The sequence below is a fragment of the Mesonia ostreae genome (assembly GCF_031845265.1).
Classification (GTDB): Bacteria; Bacteroidota; Bacteroidia; order Flavobacteriales; family Flavobacteriaceae; genus Mesonia; species Mesonia ostreae.
Window position 1 is genome coordinate 177,990 of sequence record NZ_JAVRBG010000005.1, and the last position, 26,345, is coordinate 204,334.

25 protein-coding genes and 2 tRNA genes are annotated in these 26,345 nt (G+C 34.8%); 6 read left to right on the forward strand and 21 right to left on the reverse strand.

Annotated features, from left to right (window positions below):
• The first annotated feature begins 3 nt into the window (after positions 1–3).
• On the forward strand, positions 4–1,185 hold the full coding sequence (locus RLT85_RS06945; protein WP_311401318.1) for a class I SAM-dependent methyltransferase: 1,182 nt from the start codon (positions 4–6) through the stop codon (positions 1,183–1,185).
• Here RLT85_RS06945 and flxY read toward each other — a convergent pair.
• Genes flxY through flxA form a run of 21 tightly spaced genes read right to left on the reverse strand, consistent with a single transcriptional unit; the run spans position 1,182 to position 22,643 of the window.
• Positions 1,182–2,453 carry a flexirubin biosynthesis putative acyl-CoA ligase FlxY gene (flxY, locus tag RLT85_RS06950; RefSeq protein WP_311401319.1) on the reverse strand — a complete coding sequence of 424 codons (1,272 nt, stop codon included), beginning with the start codon at positions 2,451–2,453 and terminating at the stop codon, positions 1,182–1,184. The genes RLT85_RS06945 and flxY overlap by 4 nt on opposite strands.
• Positions 2,453–4,111: a C45 family autoproteolytic acyltransferase/hydrolase gene (locus tag RLT85_RS06955; RefSeq protein WP_311401320.1), complete on the reverse strand. Its 1,659-nt coding sequence runs from the start codon at positions 4,109–4,111 to the stop codon at positions 2,453–2,455. Before RLT85_RS06955 ends, flxY begins: the two co-directional genes overlap by 1 nt.
• Positions 4,108–5,655: a phytoene desaturase family protein gene (locus RLT85_RS06960; RefSeq protein ID WP_311401321.1), complete on the reverse strand. Its 1,548-nt coding sequence runs from the start codon at positions 5,653–5,655 to the stop codon at positions 4,108–4,110. The genes RLT85_RS06955 and RLT85_RS06960 overlap by 4 nt, the downstream gene beginning before the upstream one ends.
• Entirely contained in the window at positions 5,645–9,334 is a 3,690-nt protein-coding gene (locus RLT85_RS06965) for an MMPL family transporter (protein WP_311401322.1), read from the reverse strand. The genes RLT85_RS06960 and RLT85_RS06965 overlap by 11 nt, the downstream gene beginning before the upstream one ends.
• Positions 9,335–10,540, reverse strand: coding sequence for a DUF2062 domain-containing protein (locus RLT85_RS06970; protein WP_311401323.1), 1,206 nt, complete (start codon positions 10,538–10,540; stop codon positions 9,335–9,337).
• 3 nt (positions 10,541–10,543) lie between these two features.
• Positions 10,544–10,909: an ApeI family dehydratase gene (locus RLT85_RS06975; RefSeq protein ID WP_311401324.1), complete on the reverse strand. Its 366-nt coding sequence runs from the start codon at positions 10,907–10,909 to the stop codon at positions 10,544–10,546.
• A gap of 6 nt (positions 10,910–10,915) precedes the next feature.
• Positions 10,916–11,527, reverse strand: coding sequence for a flexirubin biosynthesis protein LolB2 (lolB2, locus tag RLT85_RS06980; RefSeq protein ID WP_311401325.1), 612 nt, complete (start codon positions 11,525–11,527; stop codon positions 10,916–10,918).
• Complete coding sequence (lolA2, locus tag RLT85_RS06985; RefSeq protein WP_311401326.1) at positions 11,505–12,134, reverse strand: flexirubin biosynthesis/transport protein LolA2; 630 nt, start codon at positions 12,132–12,134, stop codon at positions 11,505–11,507. The genes lolB2 and lolA2 overlap by 23 nt, the downstream gene beginning before the upstream one ends.
• Positions 12,121–12,834: a polysaccharide deacetylase family protein gene (locus RLT85_RS06990; RefSeq protein WP_311401327.1), complete on the reverse strand. Its 714-nt coding sequence runs from the start codon at positions 12,832–12,834 to the stop codon at positions 12,121–12,123. The genes lolA2 and RLT85_RS06990 overlap by 14 nt, the downstream gene beginning before the upstream one ends.
• 50 nt (positions 12,835–12,884) lie before the next feature.
• On the reverse strand, positions 12,885–13,946 hold the full coding sequence (locus RLT85_RS06995) for a beta-ketoacyl synthase N-terminal-like domain-containing protein (protein ID WP_311401328.1): 1,062 nt from the start codon (positions 13,944–13,946) through the stop codon (positions 12,885–12,887).
• Between the two features lie 3 nt (positions 13,947–13,949).
• Positions 13,950–15,143: a beta-ketoacyl-[acyl-carrier-protein] synthase family protein gene (locus tag RLT85_RS07000; protein ID WP_311401329.1), complete on the reverse strand. Its 1,194-nt coding sequence runs from the start codon at positions 15,141–15,143 to the stop codon at positions 13,950–13,952.
• Positions 15,144–15,395 (reverse strand): phosphopantetheine-binding protein, encoded by a 252-nt coding sequence (locus RLT85_RS07005; RefSeq protein WP_311401330.1) that lies wholly within the window; start codon positions 15,393–15,395, stop codon positions 15,144–15,146.
• On the reverse strand, positions 15,392–15,982 hold the full coding sequence (locus RLT85_RS07010) for a hypothetical protein (RefSeq protein ID WP_311401331.1): 591 nt from the start codon (positions 15,980–15,982) through the stop codon (positions 15,392–15,394). Before RLT85_RS07010 ends, RLT85_RS07005 begins: the two co-directional genes overlap by 4 nt.
• Positions 15,979–17,115 carry a beta-ketoacyl synthase N-terminal-like domain-containing protein gene (locus RLT85_RS07015; RefSeq protein ID WP_311401332.1) on the reverse strand — a complete coding sequence of 379 codons (1,137 nt, stop codon included), beginning with the start codon at positions 17,113–17,115 and terminating at the stop codon, positions 15,979–15,981. Before RLT85_RS07015 ends, RLT85_RS07010 begins: the two co-directional genes overlap by 4 nt.
• Positions 17,112–17,555, reverse strand: a complete 444-nt coding sequence (locus tag RLT85_RS07020) for an acyl-CoA thioesterase (protein ID WP_311401333.1) — start codon at positions 17,553–17,555, stop codon at positions 17,112–17,114. The genes RLT85_RS07015 and RLT85_RS07020 overlap by 4 nt, the downstream gene beginning before the upstream one ends.
• A complete protein-coding gene (locus RLT85_RS07025) occupies positions 17,552–17,998 on the reverse strand; it encodes a hotdog family protein (protein WP_311401334.1) in 447 nt (148 codons plus the stop codon). Before RLT85_RS07025 ends, RLT85_RS07020 begins: the two co-directional genes overlap by 4 nt.
• Entirely contained in the window at positions 17,998–18,873 is an 876-nt protein-coding gene (locus RLT85_RS07030) for a lysophospholipid acyltransferase family protein (protein ID WP_311401335.1), read from the reverse strand. The genes RLT85_RS07025 and RLT85_RS07030 overlap by 1 nt, the downstream gene beginning before the upstream one ends.
• Positions 18,874–18,878: 5 nt before the next feature.
• Complete coding sequence (locus tag RLT85_RS07035; protein ID WP_311401336.1) at positions 18,879–19,124, reverse strand: phosphopantetheine-binding protein; 246 nt, start codon at positions 19,122–19,124, stop codon at positions 18,879–18,881.
• A gap of 17 nt (positions 19,125–19,141) precedes the next feature.
• Complete coding sequence (locus RLT85_RS07040; RefSeq protein WP_311401337.1) at positions 19,142–20,365, reverse strand: beta-ketoacyl-[acyl-carrier-protein] synthase family protein; 1,224 nt, start codon at positions 20,363–20,365, stop codon at positions 19,142–19,144.
• A 3-nt stretch (positions 20,366–20,368) separates the two neighbouring features.
• A complete protein-coding gene (gene flxB, locus RLT85_RS07045; protein ID WP_311401338.1) occupies positions 20,369–21,100 on the reverse strand; it encodes a flexirubin biosynthesis SDR family reductase FlxB in 732 nt (243 codons plus the stop codon).
• 4 nt (positions 21,101–21,104) lie between these two features.
• Positions 21,105–22,643, reverse strand: coding sequence for a flexirubin biosynthesis tyrosine ammonia-lyase FlxA (flxA, locus tag RLT85_RS07050; protein ID WP_311401339.1), 1,539 nt, complete (start codon positions 22,641–22,643; stop codon positions 21,105–21,107).
• Between the two features lie 71 nt (positions 22,644–22,714).
• On the opposite strand from flxA, the gene RLT85_RS07055 reads away from it, so the two are divergent.
• The 5 genes from RLT85_RS07055 (at position 22,715) to RLT85_RS07075 (ending at position 26,343) form a co-directional block, all read left to right on the forward strand.
• A complete protein-coding gene (locus RLT85_RS07055) occupies positions 22,715–23,965 on the forward strand; it encodes an NAD(P)/FAD-dependent oxidoreductase (protein WP_311401340.1) in 1,251 nt (416 codons plus the stop codon).
• Positions 23,966–24,097: 132 nt separating this feature from the next.
• Positions 24,098–24,181: transfer RNA gene (locus tag RLT85_RS07060), tRNA-Ser, on the forward strand.
• 24 nt (positions 24,182–24,205) lie between these two features.
• Positions 24,206–24,280: transfer RNA gene (locus RLT85_RS07065), tRNA-Pro, on the forward strand.
• A gap of 254 nt (positions 24,281–24,534) precedes the next feature.
• A complete protein-coding gene (locus RLT85_RS07070; RefSeq protein ID WP_025743357.1) occupies positions 24,535–25,800 on the forward strand; it encodes a site-specific integrase in 1,266 nt (421 codons plus the stop codon).
• A 21-nt stretch (positions 25,801–25,821) separates the two neighbouring features.
• Complete coding sequence (locus RLT85_RS07075; RefSeq protein WP_025743358.1) at positions 25,822–26,343, forward strand: ORF6N domain-containing protein; 522 nt, start codon at positions 25,822–25,824, stop codon at positions 26,341–26,343.
• Positions 26,344–26,345 lie beyond the last annotated feature (2 nt).

A 26,345-nucleotide genomic window follows, 5' to 3' on the forward strand; every position in this document is an offset into this window, starting at 1 on the left:
TCTATGAATTTTACTGTCTTGGAACCTAAAGTGCAAGATTATATTCGTAAAAACGAGAATGCCAACACTACACAACTTATTTTAAAAGGAAGTCCGTTTGCCGGAATTACTCCTGCTGAAATTGCGCAACAAATAGAAGCTAGAAAGAAAGCCAAAAGGAAACTTCCCACTTGGTATGCTGCTAAACAAATTTATTTCCCTCCCGGCCTTAATCTAGAACAAACCTCTTCTGAAATTACTGCCAAATACAAAGCTTCCTTAGTTAAAGGTAAAAAGCTTATAGATTTAACTGGTGGTTTTGGGATAGATAGTTTTTCCTTTGCTGAAGTAATAGAACAAGTTATTCATGTAGAACAAAACAAAGAATTATCCCAGATTGCACAGCATAACTTTAAGCAACTTTCTACCCAAGATAATACCACATTTATCTGCGGAGATAGCATAGCGCATCTTGCCAATTCTACTCAACATTACGATACTATTTTTATAGATCCTGCAAGAAGAGATGAACTTGGCGGAAAGGTTTTTCGGTTACAAGATTGCGAACCCGATGTGCTTTCAAATTTGAATCTTCTTACAGAAAAGTCTGATTTAGTATTAATTAAAACCGCTCCTCTGCTCGATATTCAGTTGGGATTAAAAGAATTGGGCTCGGTAAAAGAAATACATATTGTTGCGGTAAATAATGAAGTAAAGGAATTGCTTTGGCTAATTGATAAAAATTCTTCTTTTCAAGTCAAGCTGATTTGTAAAAACTTCGCGAAAGATAATACTGAAACTTTTGAAGCTTTTATAGAAGAAGAAAATCAAGCTAAAGCGGAATATGCTCAGCCTTTACAATTTCTATATGAACCCAATGCAACACTTTTAAAAGCTGGTTTTTTTCAACTTTTAGCAGAAAAATTTCAAGTGAAGAAAATCGCTCAGCATAGTCACCTCTATACTTCAGAAGAACTTATTTCTTTTCCTGGAAGGCGTTTTAAGGTTATAGGCAGCATTCCGTTTTCAAAAAAGACAATGAAATCTTGGAGCAATAAAAAAGCCAATATTACCACCCGAAACTTTCCCATTTCTGTAGAAACTATTAGAAAAAAGTATAAAATTAAAGATGGCGGCGTAGACTACTTATTTTTTACTACCACGCAAGATGGAGAAAAAATAGCATTTCATACGCAAAAAGTCTAAGCTTTTCTTAGGTCTAGAAAACGCACGGGTTTTCTGCTTCCTTCAGGAAAAATGCTCGCTTTTAGCTCATCCAATGGGAGTAATTTTAATAATGGAGTTACTCTTAAATTCGCTTTTAGAATTTCTTTTAATTGATGTTGTAAACTTTCTGAAGCTTCTTCTGGAATCACAATGCTGAGCTTATCCGTATCCAATTCATTGGAAGTTACTTGTATTTGATATTCTTGCAATTCTGGCAAGTTGATCATTAATTGTACAATTTGCTGCGGATAAATACTGGTTCCCTTGTATTTAATCAATTGCTGTTTTCTTCCCAATACCGAAGAAATTAAAGCCGAACTGCTCTCACAATCACAGGTAATCTTCAATTTCTTAACCAAATCTCCAGTTGCATACCTTACCAAAGGCAAGGTCTCTACACCCAAAGTGGTGATGACCAACTCTCCTATTTCTCCTGGTTGTACTTCTTCTCCATTCTCATTTAAAATTTCAGTAAAAATTAAATTTTCAGGAACGTGTAAACCTTTATGTTTTTTACATTCGGTAAAAGCGGTACACATTTCGGTACTGGCATAGCTAGAAAAAAGTTCTATATCCCAAAGAGATTTAATCTTCTTCCCTAGCGTGTTTAATTCATGTTTTTCATCCCGTAAAGCTTCACCAATACAAATGGCGCCTTTAATAGAAGAGGTATTGATATCAATATCATTGGCTTCTGCATACTTTGCTAGTTGAATTAAGAAAGAAGGCACCACTATTAAATAACTAGGTTTAAAACGCTGTATAGAATCCCACTGCAATGCGGGAGAACCTGCTCCCACCCTAACAATGCCAGCTCCAATTTTTCTAAGACCCAAAAAATAGGCCAGTCCAGCAATAAAGCGTTTATCTAAGGTAGTGGTAATTTGTACCACATCGTTTTCACCTACTCCAATCAATTGAAAAGATTGCGCTTCATTGAGCGCAAGGCGTTGTAAATCATTCTCGTTTAAAGCAAAAGTTACTGGGTCTCCTAAGGTCCCAGAGGTAGTTACGTACTCAATAATTTCTCGAGGTTTTACAGCTATAAAATCATCATTAAACTTGGCTAAATCTTGTTTACGAGTATATGGTAAATTCAAAAAGTCTGAAGTATTGGCTTGATGCGAATCAAATCCTTGTTCTTTAAATAAACGCTGATAATAAACAGAGTTTTCTTGAACGTAACGCAGCTGCTGGATTAATTTTTCCCAGGCTTCGTTTGTGATATGTGATACATTTTCTTGCATTAAGATTTACGCTTGCTTTTTTTAATGAGTTTTTTAAGCTCCTCCTTATCAGGAACGGTGGTTACTTCTAGCTGTAATGCCTTTTGAAAATAAGGCAAAGCTAAAGCATATTTTTTTTGTTTGTAATAATACAATCCCACGCGTTGATAAGCTTGCCAATATTTAGGATTTAAAGCTACAAATTTTTCTAATTCTTCAGCTGTTTTTGTAAAGTTCTCTTGCGTTATGGCTGTTTCTAGATTTCGTTCTTCAATTCGGTACGTTTCATAATTTTTATAGGCTTCGGTTTCTAAAAAAGGATCGGCTTCTACTTGTAAGCTATCAATTCCTTTTAAGGAGAAATCTCCTTGCTCAAATTCCGCGAAAGCCTTATGAAGATCATACGCCACAAAAGCTCCCAGTTGATATGGATTAGAAGAAACCCAAACCAAATTTTTTTCGGGTTGAAAAACAATTCCGTGATGGGCTAAAAGCTGATTGATCGCCATTTCATTCCCAAAACCCAAAGCAGAATTATCAACTCCTTTCTTGTCTCGCAAGATTTCTATCGCTTTACGCGGATTAATTTGTTCCTCCTGTTGAAGCAGTTGGGTCATCCTATCAAATCTAGCTTGGGTATGGCTGTTTTCTATGGCTTTTATATTTCTTTTATCTTTCTTATAAGCCTCACTTTGAAAGTGATTGGAACACACCAATTGAGACGAATTTTTGACATCATAAACGCCAAGATTACTTGGAGAAACTTCAATCAAAATCGCTTTCTTTTCTTTGGCACTACCCACCATAATTGATTCTGAAACAAATACTTCTCTACTTTTAGCAATTTCTATCGCCTCTTCTGTGGTGCTGGCATATTGCAAAATCTCTCTGGTAAGCAATGCGATAGGTGTTTTAGCCACTAACGGAATTTTAGATTTTCCAGCATTAATAGTTACCGTAATTCCGCTAGCGTTCATTCCACTCACCACACCGATAAAGCCTGGCCAAGTGTACATCATAAATTTTTGTCCATTAGCTGGATTGATAAATGCAATTATTTTTTCTTCGGCAAACTCATCACCTGCATAAAAATCGAAGTTTCTACCCAAGAGCAACTCTCCGTCACTCGTATGATCTCCCCAAGTGGCAAAAGAAGTACAACCCACCAACATTAAATCTTTAAGGGCGTGCCCAATATCATGAGCGCCGTGTAAATACAGATTTAAAATATAAGGATCTGCAAAGGAGTTATAGTTTTGAGGGCTATATCTAGAGATTCCATAAATTTCTTCTTTGTATTCTTCTTTTACGTGTTTATAAAGCTTTCTATTGTACCAAGCCACCACATTACTCAAAAATTTAAAATAAGAAGGAGAATCTACCATAGCTTCAATCTTACTCATAAAAACTTTTTCTTGCTTAGCCATAAGTTCTTTGGTAAGGCTGCCTATAGCCACGCCGCGTTCTAGCGCGTCACCTTCTACATAAATTTCCCAAAGGCCTTCTTTATTTTTGCGTAAAGAATTATTTCCTAAACTATAAAAATTAGGAGCTTGTTGTATACGAAGCGTATCTATGGAAGAAATATCGGTTCTTATTGGTCTATCCGATAAAGATTTTTTAGTTCCGCAAGAAACCAAAAGCGTGAGCGTTAATATAAGAAAGCAGAATTTTCTCATAAATTATCTTCCTCTTTAGGTACTATATGAGCCTGAATTTTGTCCATGACATATTCCAAGCCTAAAATTTCTGAAACTGTAAGTACCGCACCAATCGTTACTCCTAAAATTCCGTGCATATGAACGCTTTGTCCTGTCAATAACAGGTTAGGAATTTTTGTTCGTGGAGCTAAAAAAGATTTCATAGGTTGTGCGGCATCTTTTACATAGCCATACATCGATCCGCCTTCGCAACCTATATAATCTCTATAAGATAAAGGCGTTGTGGTATGAATGGAGTAAATAGAATCTCTTACATTAGGAAACTTCCTTTCTAGCTCGTCTAAATATGCTTCTATTTTTTTTGCTTTAAAAGCCTCGTAACTTTCTCCACGATTCTGCTCTTCTGCAACCGTATTAAATGTTTCTTCCCAAGCTTTCACTTCATCAAAATGCATATAAGCAATAGAGGTTAAACTCTCTGCAAAACCTTTATTTTTTTGATCTTCTACCATGCCTACCATATAATTTTCTGGCCAAGAATCTTCGGTATAATTTTGTCCGTCCCAAACCTTCTCTATAGACTCACTATAATAAGTATTGTAATTTTGGTAAGGAATAGTTTTTTCTTTAAACACCAAAAAAATACTAAAGGAAGAAATGATGTTTTCCTGAGCTTTAATGCGTTTGTAGTAAGCTTTCCGCAAATTATCTTTCCCAATAAGGTCTACCGTAGTTTTAGGCTCTATATTGGAGATAAAATACTTCGCTTTAAAGGTTTCGCCTGAGACCGTTGAAACTGACTCCAATTGCTTTTCTTCTGAAATATGAAACTGATTCACTTCGTGGTATTTAAGCACCTTACCGCCATGGTTTCTAATCTCTTTAACCAAATGCTTCGCAATCTGACTACCACCTCTAATGCAACGCCAAGCACTTTGCATATACGAGTTGACTGAAAGCGCGTGTACATAAAGCGGCGAGTTTTCACTGCCTGCATATAAAAAATTGGTGCCCGCTAAAACGGCTTGTAATTTTTTATTTTTTGTGATAGATTCTATATATTCTTTGGCATTTACCGAGAGTAATTCGGGTGTATTCGCATAAGGCTTCCCTACCTTTAATTTATACATAGGGAAGTTTTCACACACCTCTTGAAGCTTTTTAGTATAGGCAATTAAAGCTTCTTTTTCTTCAGGGAAATAAATTGATAATTGCTTCACAAAATTATCATAACCTTGTGCGTGAGGGTAGTTTATCTCATCGTTACCTATACAAACTGTATCGTAGTGATCTTTATCCAAACGTTTAATTTGAAGCTTATCCATAATCCCTAAATATTTAAAATAGGTATATAAATTCTCGCCCTTAGCCAAGCCTCCAATATAATGAACACCGGTATCTAATATTTTTTTATCCCGAACAAAGGTTTGTAAATTTCCTCCAAACTGATTGTTTTTTTCGAGCACGCATACGTTATAACCTTCTTTGGCTAAAATAGTTGCTGAAACCAATCCACCGAGACCACTTCCCATCACCACTACATCGTAGGTATTATTCTTCATCGCTTGCATTTTCTCTCGTCAAAATTAAAAATCCTTCTTCGCTTTTTTGATGAATAAAGCCGTTTAAACCTTCAAAATTGTTAGGCAACTCCTCTCCTATTACATAAATGCACTCTACATCTTTCAAGCTGAAATCATTTAACAAATTCAAATCGTTTTGGTTTAACATCAAATGAGCCGATTTGTTGATGGCAGCTTCCGTAAAGGGATTTAAACTTAGATTGAGGTGTTTTACTGAAAACCTAGTTTCAGTTTTATCTTTGTCTAATTCATCTAAAAATAAAGCATTTACTTTTAAAAACGGACGTCTAATTTGATGATAAAAAGACCACATTCCATAAGAAGTATCTATAATGTTTACTGATTTCTCTTCTTTTAGATACTGTGATATCTTGAGATGGGCTTCAATACAAGTGGTATATTCCGATTTAATTTCAGTAAAATAAGAAGTATAACGGTAATTAGAAAGCAAATACGTTTTAAAATAGTCTTCCTGCTCTATTCTATCTTTTAATTCTTGATATTCTTTACGGAAATAAGTACTTATTGTTTTTGTTCGCGCTCGGTAACCTACACCAAAAGCCTCTGAATCTGACTGAATTTGAGGTAAACATTTTAAGGTGATTTTTCCATCATGAATCACAAAATCTCCTTTAGGTAGTACTTCAGAATTACCATGAATTAAAATGGGCGTAATGGGAATATTTAGTTTTTCCGCCAAATAAAAAGCGCCTTTATGAAAGCGTTTCATTTTATTATTTGTAGTTCTGCTGCCTTCAGGGAAAGCAATTAATGAGTAACCTTCCTCTACTTTTTGCTGCAAATGTTCTACGCCGTCATCAATTCCGTTACTTACAGGAAAAAATCCAGCTAATCGAACTGCTTTTCCAAAAATTGGAGAATGGTACACCCAATCATTTACCAAGAAAATCATTTTGGGATGTAATTTTCCTAATGATAGAATATCTAAAAAAGAAGTATGATTGGCAATGAGAATGCTAGGTTGCTTCCAAATTTCATTAGAAAAATGAAGCTGTCTTTTCTTTACAAAAGGGTTACTAGTTAACACAGAGCTCATTAAAGAAGCCACCACTTTATGAAAACCTAACATCTTTTTTTCTTTACGGAATGGCAGAATAGGAATTAATATCACACTCAACACGCTTATTAAAAACGCACCTACGCCAAAATAGATAAAACTGAAAACAGCCATATTAAAACTTTTCCATTGCAACGGTCTAAGTCCGTTTTTAGCTCTGTGCGTTATGGTTAAACGAAACAACCAAGGCTGGATGGTAAATGAAACCAAAGCCGCAGTAAGTACGCCAATAATAGAAACCGTAGCGATAGAAGTTAAAGCGGGATGTTTGGCAAATACAAGTACGCCCATTCCCAATAAAGTAGTGATTACCGACAATACTATCGAGCTTCTATAGGTATCGAGTTTATCTCTACGCTCTTCATATTGTTTTTGTAGACCGTGGGTGATAAAAATGCTGTAATCAATCCCTAGTCCAAAAATAAACGTAGAAATAATGATATTGAGAATGTTAAACTGAATCCCTAACAAATACATACAAAAAAGGGCGATTACCCAAGTAATTGCAATGGGTAAAAGTGTTATAAATACCAATTCAATTTGTCTAAAAGAGAACCACAAAATGAGAAAAATAGCGATAAAAGAATAACTAATCAACTGACTAAAATCTGATTGTAAGCTTCCTAATAAAGATTCATTCAGCGCTTTTCTATCAATGGTTAAAACATTTTTTTCTTGTTCTATAAAATTTCTAAATTCTTCTTGCTGAGCATCTGTGACTTCAACCATAGACATCACGGTACTCCACTTTTCTTGATTAGAAGTGGTTAAAAATTCATCTAAAAACAAATTAGAAACCTTTTTGTATTGATTTAAGTAAATGGTTTTAAAATCCTTATCTACAAGAGAATAAAATGTATTAAAAGTAGAAATTTTAAAGCCAATTTCTTTTCCTTCAGTTTTGAGATTCTCAATTAAAGTGTCTTTTCTTTCTGTATTCCAAAAACTTTTCCAAGCCTTAATTTTTTGTTGTTGGTCTTCTTCAGAAATTACAATTCCGCCTAAACTACTAAAGTGTTTAATTTTTTGATGGGATTCTAAAGTTTCTAATTTTTTAAATAAAGAATGATTGGTTTTTAAAGCTTCATCTATTCCTTCTCCGTAAGAAATCACATAAAGCGAAGCTACTGAAGATTGCGTAGTTTCTTCTAACGCTTTTTCTGCTTTTAGCAATTCTTGAGGTTGATAGTTTAAGTTAGATAAATCATCATCAAAACCTACTTTTTGAAAGAAAAATAATCCGATGACAAAAAAAACCAGCACGCTACCTACTAAACATGTATGCTTTTCTAAAGAAATAGCTGAAAACCGATCCAACCAATTCGACTTTAAATTTTCTTTGGTGTTAGGTTTGTACAACTGCGGAATAATAACAAGTGCTGCCATCGCTGATATAAGTACACTTATGGCTGCAAAAACACCCAAATCTTTTAAGGCTTCACTTTTCACAAAAAGCAGACAGAAAAAAGCGGTAGCCGTGGTGGCGCTACTCATTAAAATAGAAGAAGAAATCTCTTTGTATAATCCTTTGGTATGGCCGTGTTTGCGGGCATGAGTAAGTATATGCAAGGCATAATCTAAGGTGATTCCCAGTAAAATAGAGCCAATGCCTAGAGAAATGAGTGAAATTTCGGTTTTGAAGAGGCTCAAAATCCCAATAGCTAGCGTTCCTCCAATGAATGTGGGTACAAATAAAATAAGGGGAATGTATAATTTTTTATAAAAAGAGATTAAAATTACCAACAGTAAAACTAAAGCAAAACCAATGGTGTATTGTATATCTTTTTTAATTTGTTGGGCATTGGCAACGGCATAGAGCATAGAACCAAAAAGACTCGCACTGATTTCCTCGTGCGTATCATTTAGCTTTTGGGTCAGCTTATATAAATTTTCTGCCAAGACTTTACTTTTATCGGAATTAGCTGCCGTAAAATTGGGCGTAATAAATAGAAGTATATTTTTTCTATGGTTGGTGAGCAAATAGCCTTTGTAAATACTAAAATCGTCTCCTATTTGCAGGCGTTTTAATTTTTCTAAGCCTATTGAAGTCAATCCTAAAGGATCTTTGACTATGTATTTTTTGGTAATAATTCCCGCAGGAGAAAGCAAACTTTTATAACTAGCATTTAAGGTTTCCCGAATGGAATCTTGATGTAATTTTTGCTCTATAATTTGATAATCCTTTTGATCTAAAAACAGCGGAAGATTCTCATATATAAAGTCATAGGTTTGTAGCAAATCCTCATCGGCTACTTTTCCTTGTATTTTTTTTACATCAAAAGCCGTTGAATCTTGAAGATGTTCTAAAAATTCTTCCGCGTAAGCGATTAATTTCTCCTCTTTTGCTTCATCATCTACACTGATATTTACGATAATCTTATCCGTAAAATCTACCGTATTGAGTACCTTTTGAGTGATTAAAGATTGGTCATTTTTAGGAATAAGCTGGGTAATGTCTTCTTTAAATTCAACTTTAGAAATTGAGAAGATACTCAAGCCCAAAAGACACAAAATTCCTAGCCACAGCAACCAAGGTTGTCGTTTAAAAAACTGATAAATATGGATGAAGTAATTAGACATTTAGGCTTTTGCAGCTTGCTTATTTTGACGGATCGAAAATATAAAATAAAATACAATTCCCACCAAAAGACTGCTGGCAGTTGCTAATACAAAAGCTCCAATTACATATTGCTTCATCCCGTTAACCATATCTAAGGCATTTTTTATCTCAAAAATCTCTAAACCTGTATCCAATTCATTCCCTAATATAAAGCCTCCTGTTTGGTAACTCAGGTAAATAATAAATGGAATAAATGGAGGGAAACTTATATTTGAAGCTAAAAAAGCAAGTACTTTATTAAGTTGAGTGATTTGCGCCAAAAAAAGAACTAATAAGGTATGAAACCCCCAAAACGGAGCTATTCCAATAAAAATGCCTAGAGAAATGGCCAAAGCTTTTTTATGCGGCGGTTCATTTACTTTTAAAATTTTCTCTCTCCAAATTTGGTAAAGCTCTTTTCTATTGGTGTTTTTTAATTCATGAAAACTTCGCTTAGGAAGGTAATATACTAAAGTTGCAGCCACCAAAAACGTATTTAAAATACTAATACGCGTAAAGTCTTGAAAAGGCCTAAAATGGCTCACCCGTTCACTAGGATCGTATAAAACTTGTACTGGCACATTTTTTACTTCTATATGGCGCCAAGCTGCTTTTACAATTACCTCAATTTCGAACTCAAATTTATTGGTGAATAAATACATTTTATTGATTTGCTGAAGCGGATATAATCTGTAACCACATTGCGTATCAGTAAGTTTGGTGCCTGTTTCTATCCAGAACCAAAAATTAGAAAACTTATTTCCGAAACTACTTTTTGAAGGAATCTCGGGTCCAGTCATGGTTCTAGAGCCAATCAAGAGTATTTCTTTATTGGGTTCTTTTTCTAATTCTTCTAAAAAAATGGGTAAATCTTCTGCAAAATGCTGTCCGTCTGAATCTATGCTAATTCCGTACTCATAGCCTAATTCTTCGGCTTTATGAAAGGCTTGACGCAGTGCAAATCCCTTTCCTTTGTTTTTAAAAAGGTGAATTTGAGTCAGAAAATCATAATCTTTAAGTAAGTTGGCGGTGTTATCTGTAGAACCGTCATTAACAATAATGACGTTAGTTGTATAACGCAAAACAGCATCAATCACTCGGGTTAAAGTGCGTTCATTATTATACGTAGGAATCATCACTACGCATTTAAGCAACTGAAATCGAGCTTGTAATGAGGCTAATGCCATATTTTATACCTCTTTTAAAATCAACTTAAGCTTGAGAACAATCTCATTATTTTGCAGCGCTTTCCCCGTTAAATGAAAACAATCTTCTTTTTTAGAAAAAACCGACTGCAATTCTAATTCATTATTTAAATCAGGATTTACAACAGCAAGAAATTTTATCTGGGTTGTTTTTTCAATCCTCAAAGTGTTGCCTAAAAAACGCTCTGCCTCTTCTTTAAACAACTGAATTAATAACACCCCAGGAGTTACAGATTGCTCTGGAAAATGACCTTGAAAAACTTCATGATTTTCATTAATATGAAGTATTGAAGTAAGCGTATCTTCTTCTTTTTTTTCTGAAATAATAGTGGTAAAATTCTTTAAAAGCATCTCGGTTTAATCTATGGGTCTAAGCTGAATATGTAAGTCTATATCTTCATGAGCTAAGTTAATTAAATTTAACTGCCCCACTTCATCCTGTGAAAATTGAATCTTTAATTTTTCAGAATTTTTAGTAGTTTTTACAATTTCTTCCAATTGATTATCGCTAAAAAAAAAATACACCTGAAACTTATTTAAATTGGCCATCAGCACTTCTTTTTCTCCTTGACGGAAGGCTTTTTGGGTCTTTAGGTGGTTTGCGGTTAAAGTCCGAATGTCTTTTGCCAAGGTTCTTAAAATAATTTTTTTGTCTAATTTATTGATGGCAAAATGTTTTTCATAACTGTTTTGAGTTATCGTCATATCTAAAAGCGTATTTCCAAATTCTGTAGTAAATGCAACACGGCTAGAGGTGTCAGATAGTTTTTTTATGACTAAGATTCCGCTTAAATCATGGTTATAAATAGAAATTGAGCTTTTAAAAAGGTAAGAATCTAACTCCTTAAAATAAGGATTCTCAATACTCTTGGGAGCATTTATTAAGCCTGTCTCCTCTAAATTTTTTAACAAAGGCAATCCGCAAGAAACCAATAAGAAACAAGTACTAATGAGTAAAAACCGACGCATCTAAAGAAGGGTTTTGTTGTAAATTTTGAAGTTCAATCAGCGTAAAATCGCCAGATTGTTCAATTAATTTTACTTTTCCTACTAGGAAAGAATTTTCATTAAAATGAAGCTCGATGGCTTTAAAAAATTCGGCCAGTTGCTTTTGCTGCGGAATTAATCTTGCCATTATTTCTCCGTTATTTTTAAAGAAGCTGGTAGAGAAATCGGTATCGGTAAGCATTTTTCCGTTCATACTATTGGCGATTAAATCGCTTAATTTTTCAAATAATTTGTTGGAAGCTAAATCTACATCTTGTTTTTTGCCATTGTCATTAATTAGCAGACTTCCGTTTTTAAAAATAACGCTATACAAATAAGGCTCTTTGTATTCCCACTTTACCAAATTAGGCGTTTGATAATAAAAATCACCAGTACTTTCTATACGCTTCTCTAAAAAGCTAAGTTGCTTGGTTTGCAGAAACGTTCCTTTTAAGGTTTTTGTAAGCTCAGAAGTCTCTCTTACTTGCTTTAAAAAATCGAGCTCTTCTTTTTTAGAAAGCGGCTGTTGTGACCAGCTTAAAAAACAAGTGAAAAATAACACGAAGAAGGTAAATTTAAGAATAGGCATGGCTTTTAAATAATTGATCTATAGTGACCAAGTTGTAATTTTTTTCTTTCAAGGATAGCAATAACCGCTCCAAAACTTCTTGTGTTTGCACGCGATCATCGTGTAAAAGAATTACATCACCAGATTTCACCTGGCGAATAATGTTTTTATAAATAAGTTCTTTAGAAGTAAGTAAAGCATCGAAAGAACGAACACTCCACCCCACTGGTTGCATCTCTGTAATTTCTAGTGCTTTTTTTATTTTAGGATTGGTAATTCCAAATGGAGGTCTATACAAACGCGGAGTTTTCCCAGTAGCCGCCGCAATAGCACGATTGCAAGATTCTATTTCGCCTTGCATTCTTTTATTGCTAAAAAAACCCAAATTTTTAGCGTGAGAATACGTGTGATTACCAATGGTATGGCCTTCTTCAATTATTTTCTTTGCGATAGCTGGGTGCTCATCTACCCGATGTCCTATGCAAAAAAAAGAAGCTTTTGCTTGATGTTTTTTTAATATCTCTAAGATTTGCAGCGTGTTATGCGTAGGTCCATCATCAAACGTAAGCGCAATTTGATTGGAAGTATTTTCTTGAGACTGCCACGAAGTAAAAAAGTAATTCATTTTGATATTCGTGGATGCTATAAACGTCACCAATAACCACGCTCCCAATACAATTAAAATTGCATATATAGGAAGAATAGCGTTTACAATTCCCATTAAAACAAGGATTGCCACCAAGAAAAAAACAAAATTGACGATTTTAAACTTTAGCATGATTCTAGCAAGATAAGGCTATGATCTCTACCTCTATATTGATTATAGAGAAGAATTTTCTTCATTTTTTGAGGCTGTATATTATTTAATAAACATACTGAAGGAATTTTTTGGAGTTTCAAAATTTTACACGCTAACCAAAAACCAAATCCGCTTGCGGTATAAAATTCTCCTACCAAATGTTTATAGTAAGCCTGAGCAGTTTTTTTTAAAAGACCTTCTTGTAAAATATGGTAGTAGTTATCAAAACTCACATCTCCGTTATTTCCCAAAACAATCACATCAATTTCTTCCGAAGTAATTTTATTTCGTTTTAAAAAAGAGTGTATGATAGACTCTAATTCTTCTTCTTTTAACTGATTGTAAAGCTGAATATCTCTCACCAAAGCGTAAGAAGAATCTGTTTTTTGAGAAGAAGTAACAAAAAAAGAAGTTCCCTCCCCAAGAATACTTCCTGGAGTTGTATATTCTAAAAGTTGCAAATTATGTATCTCTACCTCTTCTTTTAACTGTGCATCCAACACGTGCAATTCATTGGTATGAATCGAAATTTCATCCACTCCTCCCACTAGAAAATTTTTGCTCTTCGCCGAGGCAACTTGTAAAAATGAATCTAACAAAGCACTCTCAAAAGAAGCTGAACCTTGTACAAAAGTCATATTATACGCTTTGCATTGCAATTGTAACGCAATCTGGCCAGCCACCGTATTGTGCGTAGATTGTATAAATTTTGTGGGTGACAATAAGCCTTCATCACTTTCTAATAGCGCTTCCAAAAACACATCTGAGTCGGTTTTACATCCCATTCCCGTCCCCGTTATAATGGCATCTGGCTGGCTAAGATTTGCATCTTCTAAAGCTTGCAAGCTGGCTACTACGCCCATTCTTATTGACGAAGACATTCTTCGCATGGCAGAAGGTTTAATGTAGGTCTTAAAATCAGAGAAATAAAGCTGTAGATTTCTAGTGTTATAGGTTTTAATTTCTTCAAAAAACGCGTCTTGTTTTAAGGAAATAGCTTGAGCATTAAGGCTAGAAATTCCGTTGATAAACATAAACTAAGCTTTAGAAAAAATTAAACTAGAGCAATTTCCTCCAAAACCAAAAGAATTAGAAAGTACATACTCTACTTTTTGCTCTTTAAACGTAGTTTGTGGAGAAAATTTTAAATCTGCCATCTGTTCCTTAAAATTTAAATTTGGAAAAACACATTGATGTTGCAAGCCCAAAATAGAATAAACCGCTTCTATCGCACCCGCAGCAGCTAAGGTATGCCCTGTAAAAGCTTTGGTGCTACTTATTGGCGGAATTTTATCAAAAAGGCGTTGAATTGCTATCCCTTCAGAAAGGTCATTGTTTGGCGTTGCCGTTCCGTGCGCGTTAATGTAGTCTATTTGCTTCGGAAGTAGTTCTGCTTCTTGTAATGCATTTTGCATCGCTAGAAAAGAACCTTCTCCCGTTGCCGAAGATGCCGTTTGATGATAGGCATCATTTGCATTGGCATAACCTTCTAAATAAGCCAAAATAGGCTGTCCTCTTCTCTGTGCTTCCTCTTCGGTTTCTATAACCAAATACGCCGCAGCTTCTCCTAGATTTAAACCATTTCGGTATTCATCAAAAGGCTTACAAAGTTCCGAAGATAAAATTCTTAAGGAATGAAATCCGTTTAAGGTAAATTTAGAAAGGCAGTCCGTTGCGCCTACCACTACTTGTTTTAACCGGTTTTGCTTTAAAAGTCTTGCGCCCATCATCATAGCATTTGCACCTGATGAACAAGCGGTACTTATGGTAGAAACCGTACCATTAATTCCCAAATAATTTGCTATTTCATTGGTGGTAAAACCTGGATGTTGCGCCTTGATAAAAGGGAAATTTTCGGATTTATTTTTAAATTTTGAATACAGTTTTTCGGTGGTATCCATTCCACCAACGCTAGTTCCATTTATAAATCCTACCTGCTTGAAATCGGTTGTTAGATTAGCTTGTTGTAGGGCTTGTTTCGCCGCGTAGGCTCCTAGTAAAGCAGCGCGTGTAAAATAATGAATTTTAGGAAGGTCTAAGAAATCAGCAAGCTCTACGTTGCTCCATTTAATCTCTCCCCCAGGAAAATCTTTCCTATGAAGCGTATCTAAAAATTCTATTTCTCCAATTCCAGATTTTGATTGTGTTAAGGCATTAAAATTTTCTTCCACATTTTTTCCAATAGCAGAGAGCATTCCCATTCCTGTAACCACAATCTTACGTGAACTCATTTAAGCGTTCTTTTCAATAAATTGAGCCATCGTTTCTACACTCTCAAACACCTCTTTGCCTTGCGCAGGATCTGTTAGTTTAATTCCATAATCTTTTTCTAACAACACAATTAATTCTAACGCATCTATAGAATCTAAGCCTATTTCGTCTCCAAACAATAGGTCTTCATTATTTATATCTTCTACACTTAAATCTTCTAGATTTAGCTGTTCTATAATTTTCTCTTTTAGTTGTAAACGTAAATTACTCATCGCAAAAATTTTTCTGATAGCATTGCAGCGGAAAAAATATCTTCTCCGCGCGGCTCAATATAATTTAAAAAAACGTGATAATCATCTAAATTGGCTTCTAACCAACCGCACATGGCTGCCGAAGCCTTTTTTTGATCTAATAAAGACTCTGTGTACAAATGTATAAATTGCGGCTGAAATTCTTCCGCTATAAAAAATGCATTTTCACTATGCAATTGGTGTTTTATACTTATTTCTCCCATCACAATATTAGGCAAGGTGTACACAAAATTTGCTGGTGAAGGAAAATCTTGAATGTTTTTTTGATGTTGCACGTCACTCACCTCACTTCCAGATGCATTTTGAAAAACCAAAGCCGTATCATTTGGGTAATCTTCTTTTAACACGCAACTCGCAATTATTCCCAATTTACACAAAACATCCATTTTATGAAATTTAGGATAATTGATTTCTAGAAAACGATAGGCTTCTTTTAAAAAATCTTGCGTAGAAATATGAGGTTCCGTTTTAAAAAGAAGCGCATCATTTTTAAAAATTTGATGATTTTTTAGCTTTACGGAAGAAGTAATGTACCCATTTTTTTTCATTCCGTTTCCTTTTTTAGCAGTATAGCAAAATTACAGCCTCCAAAACCTGAAGCGGTTTTTAAAGCGATTTGTAAAGGTTGATGCGCTGTTTTGGTAATCATATTCAGGGTTTTACTTGTACCCTGACTTGTATAACCTAAAGACTTAAAAACCATGTTTTCTTGCAAACTTACATGACTAAAAATGAGTTCTAACAATGCCGAAGCACCCAAAGTATGTCCGTAGTAAGCTTTAAAACTATTCAGTGGAGTATTTTGTAAGCCTAAGCGGTGAAAAGCTATAGACTCCATTTCATCATTAAAAAGGGTGGCTGTACCGTGAGCCGAAATATAATCAATCTCACTCGTTAGAATATTGGCTTCTTGCAGCGCCTTTTCTACGCTTAAAAATAAACCTTCTCCGGTTCTTGACGGACCAGAAATATGGTTAGCATCATTAGCAGTGGCCTCTCCTATAATCTGAATGGGTTTTTCTTTTGGCTTTACGGAAGTTACCCAAACTGCCGCCGCGGCTTCACCAATATTGATTCCTGTTCTTTCTTTTGAAAAAGGCTGACAAATATTTTTTGCCAAGGCTTGGAAAGAATGAAATCCCGTTAAGGTAAATTCGCTAACTAAATCTCCTCCCACCACAACTGCGTGGTCATAGGTTTTATTTTGAATTAGTTTTTTAGCAACACTTACCGCAAGTCCGCCAGAAATACAGGCATTTGACACTAGAATCGGGGGTGTTGAAAAACCAAAGTATTGCTGAAGTGTTTTTGCAAGTTGAGAAAGTTTTGCTCTTTTTTTTGAAAACGGATTTTCTTCCGCTAAGGCATCTATATTTCCTTTGGTGGTGGCAATGATGAAAGCTATTTTTTCTTTCTTAATTTCTTGATGGGATTGAAGCACTTCGGCAACTGCCAAAATCATCATCTTTTCTAACTTAGTGTACGCCTCATTTTTAGCTAAAGGTTTAAAGTGCTCTTGAAGGTTCTTTTCTAAAATTTTTCCTGCTATATACGCTCCAATAATCGGAGAAGTGTAATTTTGCATAGCAGATTTTCCTTGTTTTACAGCGTCTATATTTTCTTTTGATGAAAAACCTAACGGAGATATGATTTGGTGATTTCCTAAATAAACCTTTCTCATTCTAAGCCGTATTTTTCTTTCCACCTTTTAAAAAAATCGGGGATATTTAACGAGAGCTGACCTTCTTTATCGGTAAACACCTGAATGGTTTCTCCTATACACACCAATTCTTTATGCTGATTGAAAACTTCATATTTAAAATGAATTTTAGCTGCTGGAGTATTGTAAAAAGTAGTTTTAACCGTGGCCACATCTTCGTACCGTAAAAATAATTTATGCTCACAGTAAGATTTTACCACAGGTGTTGCAAATCCTTCTCCGTACATTTTCATATAAGGGATTCCATACGAACGATTAAAGGCTTCTCGCCCATCTTCAAAATAAGTGATGTAATTTCCATGCCAAACCACCTGCAAAGGATCGCAGTCGTTAAAACGAACACGTACTTGGTATTCGTTTACCAATTGAGTAGCTTCAGATTTAATTCTTTCTTTCCTCATGTAGAAGGTGCTATGGCTGTTTTTATTTCCGCGGAAGCGATTATATTTTCTTGAGCATCTAACACTTCAGCTTTAGACAATTGAATATCCATAAACTCTTGTATTAAACTTACTTTTGTATAAATTTCTTCTCCTATTTTGGGCATACGGTAAAATTGAGCTGTTTTTATAGCTCCAATAAAACCTATTTTTACCTTTCTCTCGTTTGCTAAATAATTAAGATATCCCATTTTCAAGGCAATACTTTGCGCCATATTTTCTAGTAAACCAGCTTCAGAAAAATGATTTTTTTGATTTAGAATATTATCTTCTTCTATCTTCAATCCGGTTACTACAATTTCTTGATTAACTTCATACAATACACTTAGCATCACAAAAGGTTTTTTTTGCGGAATAAGTTGTTGCAACAAAGCCGGTTCTATTAGAGACTTTTTTGACATCATTAATTTTCTTTCCAAAAATCGTAAAAATTAAACCATTGCGCAGGGTATTTTCTTACCATTTTTTCTAAATACGCTGTATAGCCCATTAATATGTCTTGAGCGGCATATTTTGAAGGCTCAAATCGTCTCGCATAAAAGTGATAATGAAAATTTTTCTCTCGCATAATATAAGCAAATAATATGGGTAACTTCTTTTGAGCTGCTAACTTAAAAGGTCCTTGAAAAAACTGGGTTTCTTTACCTAGAAAATCTGCTTTTAAGTGTTTTCCTTCTCCACTTCTATCTGACGCAAAAACCAATAACTCGTTATTTTGTAGGGCATCATTAATTTTAAATATATGCGACATATCTTCTTTAACGACAATAAGTTTTAGCTGAGTTTCTCCAGTTACAGAGTTAAGGTAATTTTTAATTTGTTTATGCTCTGTATCTGTAACCACCATATTTACTTGGATGGGTTCCTTAGAAACTTCCGTAAAGAAAGATTTAGAAATATTAAAATTACCAATATGTGCGGTAAAAATAATACCTCCTTTACCCTCTTTTACCAAGCTCTTAATATGCTGAACGCCATCAAACTCAAAACTAAATTTATTTTTAAATCCTACCGTAACCGCTACCCGATCTATTAAGCTTTTACCCAATTGCACATAGGAATTAAAAATACCTGTTAAGGATTTTATTTTAGAAAATCTTAAGCGGTTGTGATAGTAAGTGTAGATGTTTTTACTTGTAGAGTAAGAAGAAAAAAAATAGTAGAAAGCAACAAAATATAATAAACCATAAGTGGCTCTTAAACCAAAATATTTAATAAAAAATATAAAAATTTTATAGCCAAGAACACTACCTTTAGATTGTCCTTTCCAATCTGCCATGGTGATTACTGCTTAAGCTTGCTATCGATAAGACTATAAAAGTCTTCAAAGGTATGTGTATTTGCAAAGTCTTCTGCTACCAGTTTTATTCCAAAACTAGACTCAACGGCAACTACTAAATCTACATAATCTAAACTATCTAAATCTAGAGTTTCTTTTAAATTTGCGGTTTCTGAAATTTCACTTTGCTCTACCTCAAACTCCTCCACTAAAAAATCATCTATTTTTGAAATGATTTCATCTCTTTTCATTGATTAAGATTTTACGGTTATTGCTTTATTTTTTGGATAATCAAAGCCGAATTGGTTCCTCCAAACCCAAATGAATTGCTCAAAAATACATCAATTTTTGTGTCTAACGTTTTCTTAACTAAATTTAATTTAGCCGAATCTTCGTCGGGCTCTTCTAAATTGATATTGGGTGCTATAAAATCGTTATGCATCATTAATAAAGAATACACCACTTCGCTAGCACCAGCCATCCAACATTCATGTCCCGTCATAGATTTTGTAGAACTTACAAAAGGTTTTCCGTTTTTAAAAACTTCGTGAATTGCTTTGGCTTCATTCGTATCACCTATGGGCGTAGAAGTTGCGTGCGCATTGACATAATTGATTTTTTCTGGTGAAATTTTTGCCATTTCTAACGCGCGTTTCATCGCTCTTGCTGGTCCTTCTTGATTAGGAGTAGAAATATGATCGCCATTGGAAGAAAAACCATAGCCCGTAATTTCACCTAAAATAGTAGCACCTCTATTTATAGCCGATTCATAACTTTCTAAAAACAAAGCAGCACTTCCACCGCTAGGCACTAATCCGTCTCTATCTTTATCAAATGGTCTACTCGCTTTATGAGGTTCATTTTCTCGGAGTGAGAAAACGCCCAACCCATCAAAACTTCCCATAGCGTATTTGTTGATTTCTTGAGCTCCTCCACAAAGAATATAATCTTGTAAACCTTGTTTAATGAGCAAATAAGCCATTCCTATACTGTGAGATCCACTGGCGCAAGCAGCGCTTATGGTAAAGTTTATTCCTTTAAGTTTAAAAATAGTGGCCAAATTCATACTGCAAGTAGAATTCATCGATTTAAAAACGCTTCCAGAACCTACCAATGTAGTGTCTTTTTTTTCTCTAATTTTATCGGTAGATTCTACAACAGAATTTGCCGTACTATCGTTCCCAAAAAGAATTCCTATTTCTTGAGTATCTAAAAAATGTTGATCTACTCCTGCTTGTTCAAAAGCCTGTTGAGAAGCTACGTACGCATACTCTGTCTCTGCTCCTATACTAATGCGCTGCCTTCTGGTGAGTTCTTTCTTTAAATTTAATGGAGAAACCATGCCTGTTAACGCAGACCTATAACCAAAATCTTTTCGCTTTTCGTCAAATATAATTCCAGATTTACCAGCTCTTAAAGAAGACGTAACTTCTTCTCGATTGCTTCCTATGCAAGAATAAATTCCCATACCTGTAATAACTACTCTACGCATAAATTATGAATAAATTCCTCCGTTTATATGAATGACTTCTCCCGTAATGTAAGAAGATTTTCTGGAAGCCAAAAAACTTACCAAATCGGCTACTTCTTGTGCTTCTCCAAACCTATTAGCAGGAATCAGTTTTTTTAATTCTTTTTCATCTAAATCTTTAGTCATATCTGAATGGATAAAACCTGGCGCTACCGCATTCACAGTCACTTTTCTTTTAGCTATTTCTTGTGCTAAAGCTTTGGTAGCAGCAATCACCGCGCCTTTTGCAGCAGAATAATTGGTTTGTCCTGGTGTTCCTTTAGCACCAGAAACAGAAACCATATTAATAATTCTTCCGTAGCGTTGCCTTAATAAAGATTTCAAAAAATATTGAGTTACATTATAAAAACCTTGTAAACTGGTTTGGATGACGCTATTCCAGTCTTCTTCTGGCATCCACAAAAAGAGTCCGTCTTTAGTGATTCCTGCATTATTCACCACTACTTCTATCTGTGCATCGGGATTTTCTTTCGTCCACCTATCAAAAGCTTCTTGGGTTTCTTCTTTATTTGCCACATCAAATTGAAGTGCCTCACATGCTACTCCGCACGCCTCTATTTCCGCTTTAGCGTGATGAGCCGCGTCTTGATTAGATTTAAACGTAAAAAGAATATGGTAATTTAAATCTTTTGCTAGTTGCAAAGCGATGGCTTTTCCTAAACCTCTAGAACCGCCAGTAATTATTGCGTATTTCATGCTATTATTGTTTATCTTGATAAGCGTCGTTTTTTAGTAAAAACTCTTTCACCTTTTTTATGTACGGATAAATGGGCTCGTCCATTTTAAAAGGAGGAATGAGTTTTTTTAGCTGCTGAAGAATAGAACCTGAAGCTGTAGAAAATTTCTTTTTTTCTTCTGAAAAATAAACTGCTTGGGTTAATGCAATCAACTGAATAGCAACCACCTCGTATGCATTATCGATAACCGTTTTAGTCATATTTGCCGCATTGGTTCCCATACTAACCACATCTTGATTGTCGTTATTATTAGGAATGCTATGAATATACATGGAATTAGATAGCGCCTGATTTTCTGCCGTGGTAGAAACTGCCGTAAACTGCATTCCTTGAACTCCAAAATTGAGTCCTAATGTTCCTAAATTCATAAATGGCGGAAAAAGCTCATTCAGCTTTGCGTTGAGTAAATAATTAAGTTGTCGCTCTGCTAGCATACTCAACTTAGTGATGCTTAATTTTAGTTTGTCCATTTCTAAAGCGACGTAATCCCCATGAAAATTTCCGCCGTGATAAATTTGCTGTGAAGCCACATCTACAATGGGATTATCGTTAGCAGAATTTACTTCTTCCATTAAAATAGATTCTGTATTTCTAATTGTATCTCTTATCGGTCCCAAAATTTGAGGCACACAACGCAAACTGTAATATTCTTGTACTTTTTCTTTAAATACTTTTTCTTCTTTAGGATTATACAAATGCTGAACCCTACTTTTTATTCGGTCGCTATCCTTTAAGTGGTCTCGCATTAAAGCGGCAATTTCTTGCTGTCCACGATGCTTTTTTGCGGCATTAAGCTGTTCAGAAAAATGGTCATCATAAGCTTCTACCAACTCATTAATTAAAGAACTAGCAAAAACCGACCAGTTTAAAAGACGTTTGGCATATATGGTGTTTACAATGCCAATTCCCGTCATAGCGGAAGTGCCGTTCATAAGACCCAGTCCTTCTCTACCTTTCACTTGTATGGGATTAATCCCTTCTTGTTTAAAAACTTCTTGTGTGTTGCAGCGTTTTCCTTTATAAAAAACCTCTCCTTCGCCAATAAGCACCAAGGCCAAGTGTGCTAATTGCACTAAATCTCCGCTTGCTCCTACGCCACCATGTTCAAAAATTAAAGGTGTAATCTCTTTATTTAAAAGCTGAGTCATCACTTTTATTACACTTTGATGAACACCAGATTTTCCTAAACTCAAGGTATTTAAACGCGCCAGCATCAAAGATTTTACATACAATGACTGCATAATTTTTCCTGTGCCAGAAGCATGACTTCTTATAAGATTATATTGCAATGCAGTTAAATCTTGCTTTTCTATTTGATACTGAGCCATAGGGCCAAAACCAGTATTCACTCCATAGATAATTTTATCTTGGGCAAAATTTTGTAAAAAAGTAAAACTTTCTTCTACTCTATTTTGTATAGAAGAATCCCAAGAAATTTTTTTATGCTCAAACAAAACCTGATAAAAATCTTGGAATGTAATCTCTTCTTTTATTGCTAACATAATATGTGAAAGTGTGTTAAAATCTTTCTAGTTTCGCAAATGTAGTATATTTACCAAGCAAACAAAATAGAATGAAAAAAGAAAAAGTAGACGTCGCTATTATTGGTGCTGGTCCTTCTGGCGCTGTTTCGGCATCATACTTATGTCAATACGGGATTAAGGTAAAAGTGATTGAAAAGTCAAAATTTCCTCGGTATAGCATCGGCGAAAGCCTTATTCCGCGCTGTATGGATAATTTTGAAGAGGCTGGTTTATTGGATTGTTTAAAAGCTCAAAACTACCAAGTTAAAACTGGTGCTCGCTTTATTAAAGATGGTTTGGAGAGTAATTTTGATTTCAGCAAAAAGTTTGGCGAAGGTTGGGATTGGACGTGGCAAGTGCCTAGAGATCATTTTGACCATGTTTTGGCAAAAGAATGCATGCGTAAAGGCGTAGACATTGAGTTTGAATCTCAAGTCACTGATGTTTGCTTTACGGAAGAAAATGCTACGCTATCCATTGAAAATAAAAATAAAGAAACTTACCTACTAGAAGCTAAATTTGTGATTGATTCTAGTGGCTTTGCGAGAGTTTTAGCAAAGCTTCTAAATTTGGAAGCAGCTCCTAGAATTCCGCAACACTCTTCTATTTTTGCTCAAGTGAAAGATGTTAGAAGACCCGAAGGTTTTGAAGGAAAACGCATCACTTTTGATATTATAGAGCAAGAAGTGTGGTTTTGGTACATTCCTTTTTCTAATGGAAACACGAGCATTGGTTTTGTAGCCACCAATGATTGGTTGCCCCAGTTTAAAGGAACTCCCGCACAAATATTTACTGAAATGCTTTCTTTAACGGAAAAATACTATCCACAATTTAAAGAGCTTCCGTTTTTATTTGAACCGAAAATTGTCAAAAATATTGCAAAGAATGTGACTCAACTCTATGGAAACCGATTTGTACTTACGGGCAATAGCGCCGAGTTTTTAGATCCTGTCTTCTCCTCTGGAGTTTCTTTTGCCACAGAGTCTGGTCTTTTGGCTGCCAAACTCATCCTTAAAGAATTAAAAGGAGAAAAAGTGGACTGGCAAAAAGAATATGTAGCTTATATGCAAGAAGGAGTAGCTGTTTTTTCTACCTACGTAAAAGAATGGTACAATGGCAATTTGCAGAAGATCATTATGAGTCAAAATCAAAACTTAAAAATAAAAGAACAAGTTTGTGCAGTTTTAGCTGGTTATGTTTGGAATAAAGAAAATCCGTTTGTAAAAAAACACAATCGCTTGGTAAAAAACATCGCGCATTTAATAGATATGGAAGATAACTTTAAAAAAAATAATCTCTAAAATTCTCATAGTTAGAACACTAAAAATTACTTCTAGAAAAAGTATAAAGTTTTACCTAAAAAGCTTGCCGAGAAGATAAAGACGTCTTATATTTGCAACCGCAATACGAAAGCGAAAGTTCATTAAAATAACGGAGAGGTGCCAGAGTGGTAATGGAGCAGATTGCTAATCTGTCGACGGGAAACTGTCGCCAGGGTTCGAGTCCCTGTCTCTCCGCAACTTTCCAATATTCATACACCTCGGGGTGTAGCGTAGCCCGGTCATCGCGCCTGCTTTGGGAGCAGGAGGTCGCAGGTTCGAATCCTGCCACCCCGACAAATTATAGTATCAATCTATAACAAAAACCTGTTAATCGTATGATTTTCAGGTTTTTCTGTTTTTAAGAATATCATAAGAATTGATATGTTTTGATTAAAAATGTCAACAAATCGGATAACAAATTAAAATTTCAAAAAGTGTTGACCAGATTTATGACCAACGGTCTGCTAATCAATAAATAAATGTATCTTTATAAGTGATTTGACTTTCGTCTGATAACAACGAATTATTGTTAACTAAAAGACGAAATAATGAAAACATCTACCACCTTCAGTATTTTGTTCTGGGCGGACTTCTCCAGGGCAAAAAATGACCAAGCATCTATTTACGCAAGAATTACGGTAAATGGCAAGCGAGCTACCATCAGTCTAAAACGAAAAGTTTTAGTGTCTGATTGGGATGTCCATAAAAACAGAGCTCGGGGAACAAATCAGAAATCAAGAATTCTAAACAGTTATTTAGATGAAACTTACAATCATCTGTTTAAATGTTATCGCGATTTAATGAATGAGCATAAATTGATTACCGCACAGGTCGTTAAGGCTCGATATTTCGGTAATGACGAAAATAATCGTTCCATTACAGATATTATCAATTACCATAATGAAGATATGGTAAACAAATTAAAGTGGGGAACACAAAAAAATTATTACACTACACAGAGTTATATCTCCAAATTTTTATCGAAATCCTATAAGACCACAGACCTTTATTTACGGGAACTTGATTATCACTTTATCATAAAGTTTGAGAAATATCTCCGGGACTACATACCAGAAGACCATCAAAAGCCAATGGGCAACAATACCGTAATGAAGCATATCGAGCGTTTTAGAAAGATGATAAATTTATCGTTTAAATTGGGTTGGATTCAACGCGACCCATTTATCAATTTCAAATCTAAATTCATTAAAAACGAAAGAGGCTTTTTAAGTCTCGAAGAGCTTCAAGAGATAGAAAATAAACAATTTAGCATTCCAAGATTGGAATTGGTAAAGGATTTGTTTGTTTTTAGTTGCTATACCAGTTTAAGTTATATCGATGTCATCCATTTAACTGCGGATAATATCTGTATTGGCATCGATGGCGAACTTTGGATTTATTACAAACGGGAAAAGACGACAAAGCCCATACGAATACCTTTGTTGCCAAAGGCGATGCAAATTGTTGAAAAATACAAGAGCAACCGTAAATCAATATCACAAGGAAGTATATTTCCTAAAATCTCAAATCAAAAACTAAATTCTTATTTAAAGGAAATTGCTGATGTTTGTGGTATTAAAAAGAACCTTACTTTCCACATTGCCCGACATACATTTGCTACAACGGTTACATTAAGTAATGGTATGCCCATTGAGACGGTTTCAAAATTGTTGGGTCACTCCCGAATATCTACAACCCAAATTTATGCTAAAGTCATTGAACGTAAAGTAAGTGATGATATGCAAAAATTAAGGGCTCAATTCAATGAGATAGAAAATGAATCTATCTCTAAAGTGGTTTCTCAAAATTCATAATTCCAGTTAATTAAAAATACAATGGAACTATCTATAATAAAAAATAAAATCCATAATATTCAAGGAAACAAAGTTATTCTTGATTTTGACCTTGCTGAACTCTATGAAGTAGAAACTAGAGTACTAAAACAAGCGGTTAGACGTAATCTTAAACGTTTCCCCGATGATTTTATGTTTCAGCTTTCAAAAGATGAGTGGAAAGAGGTTATCACAAATTGTGACAACCTTCCAGAGAACATTAAATTTAGTCCTGCCACTCCGTTTGCCTTTACCGAACAGGGCGTGGCAATGCTTTCTAGCGTACTTAACAGCGACAAGGCCATTGACGTAAATATATCTATTATGCGTGCATTTGTAGCGTTACGGCAGCATCTTACAGATTATAGCAACCTTAAAGAACATATAGCCCAACTTGAAAAAGAAATGAATATCAAATTTAAGGACATTCATCAGGCTTTGAATTATTTACTGCAAAAGGACAAGGTACAGATTGAACAGCATAACAGGGAACGAATTGGTTTTAAAACGGATAGGAAAGATTAGTA

Excerpts from the sequence above, each read along its gene's own strand:
- RLT85_RS06945 (WP_311401318.1), top strand. The coding sequence starts at position 4 with ATGAATTTTACTGTCTTGGAACCTAAAGTGCAAGATTATATTCGTAAA.
- flxY (WP_311401319.1), bottom strand. The coding sequence starts at position 2,453 with ATGCAAGAAAATGTATCACATATCACAAACGAAGCCTGGGAAAAATTA.
- RLT85_RS06955 (WP_311401320.1), bottom strand. The coding sequence starts at position 4,111 with ATGAGAAAATTCTGCTTTCTTATATTAACGCTCACGCTTTTGGTTTCT.
- RLT85_RS06960 (WP_311401321.1), bottom strand. The coding sequence starts at position 5,655 with ATGAAGAATAATACCTACGATGTAGTGGTGATGGGAAGTGGTCTCGGT.
- RLT85_RS06965 (WP_311401322.1), bottom strand. The coding sequence starts at position 9,334 with ATGTCTAATTACTTCATCCATATTTATCAGTTTTTTAAACGACAACCT.
- RLT85_RS06970 (WP_311401323.1), bottom strand. The coding sequence starts at position 10,540 with ATGGCATTAGCCTCATTACAAGCTCGATTTCAGTTGCTTAAATGCGTA.
- RLT85_RS06975 (WP_311401324.1), bottom strand. The coding sequence starts at position 10,909 with ATGCTTTTAAAGAATTTTACCACTATTATTTCAGAAAAAAAAGAAGAA.
- lolB2 (WP_311401325.1), bottom strand. The coding sequence starts at position 11,527 with ATGCGTCGGTTTTTACTCATTAGTACTTGTTTCTTATTGGTTTCTTGC.
- lolA2 (WP_311401326.1), bottom strand. The coding sequence starts at position 12,134 with ATGCCTATTCTTAAATTTACCTTCTTCGTGTTATTTTTCACTTGTTTT.
- RLT85_RS06990 (WP_311401327.1), bottom strand. The coding sequence starts at position 12,834 with ATGGGAATTGTAAACGCTATTCTTCCTATATATGCAATTTTAATTGTA.
- RLT85_RS06995 (WP_311401328.1), bottom strand. The coding sequence starts at position 13,946 with ATGTTTATCAACGGAATTTCTAGCCTTAATGCTCAAGCTATTTCCTTA.
- RLT85_RS07000 (WP_311401329.1), bottom strand. The coding sequence starts at position 15,143 with ATGAGTTCACGTAAGATTGTGGTTACAGGAATGGGAATGCTCTCTGCT.
- RLT85_RS07005 (WP_311401330.1), bottom strand. The coding sequence starts at position 15,395 with ATGAGTAATTTACGTTTACAACTAAAAGAGAAAATTATAGAACAGCTA.
- RLT85_RS07010 (WP_311401331.1), bottom strand. The coding sequence starts at position 15,982 with ATGAAAAAAAATGGGTACATTACTTCTTCCGTAAAGCTAAAAAATCAT.
- RLT85_RS07015 (WP_311401332.1), bottom strand. The coding sequence starts at position 17,115 with ATGAGAAAGGTTTATTTAGGAAATCACCAAATCATATCTCCGTTAGGT.
- RLT85_RS07020 (WP_311401333.1), bottom strand. The coding sequence starts at position 17,555 with ATGAGGAAAGAAAGAATTAAATCTGAAGCTACTCAATTGGTAAACGAA.
- RLT85_RS07025 (WP_311401334.1), bottom strand. The coding sequence starts at position 17,998 with ATGATGTCAAAAAAGTCTCTAATAGAACCGGCTTTGTTGCAACAACTT.
- RLT85_RS07030 (WP_311401335.1), bottom strand. The coding sequence starts at position 18,873 with ATGGCAGATTGGAAAGGACAATCTAAAGGTAGTGTTCTTGGCTATAAA.
- RLT85_RS07035 (WP_311401336.1), bottom strand. The coding sequence starts at position 19,124 with ATGAAAAGAGATGAAATCATTTCAAAAATAGATGATTTTTTAGTGGAG.
- RLT85_RS07040 (WP_311401337.1), bottom strand. The coding sequence starts at position 20,365 with ATGCGTAGAGTAGTTATTACAGGTATGGGAATTTATTCTTGCATAGGA.
- flxB (WP_311401338.1), bottom strand. The coding sequence starts at position 21,100 with ATGAAATACGCAATAATTACTGGCGGTTCTAGAGGTTTAGGAAAAGCC.
- flxA (WP_311401339.1), bottom strand. The coding sequence starts at position 22,643 with ATGTTAGCAATAAAAGAAGAGATTACATTCCAAGATTTTTATCAGGTT.
- RLT85_RS07055 (WP_311401340.1), top strand. The coding sequence starts at position 22,715 with ATGAAAAAAGAAAAAGTAGACGTCGCTATTATTGGTGCTGGTCCTTCT.
- RLT85_RS07070 (WP_025743357.1), top strand. The coding sequence starts at position 24,535 with ATGAAAACATCTACCACCTTCAGTATTTTGTTCTGGGCGGACTTCTCC.
- RLT85_RS07075 (WP_025743358.1), top strand. The coding sequence starts at position 25,822 with ATGGAACTATCTATAATAAAAAATAAAATCCATAATATTCAAGGAAAC.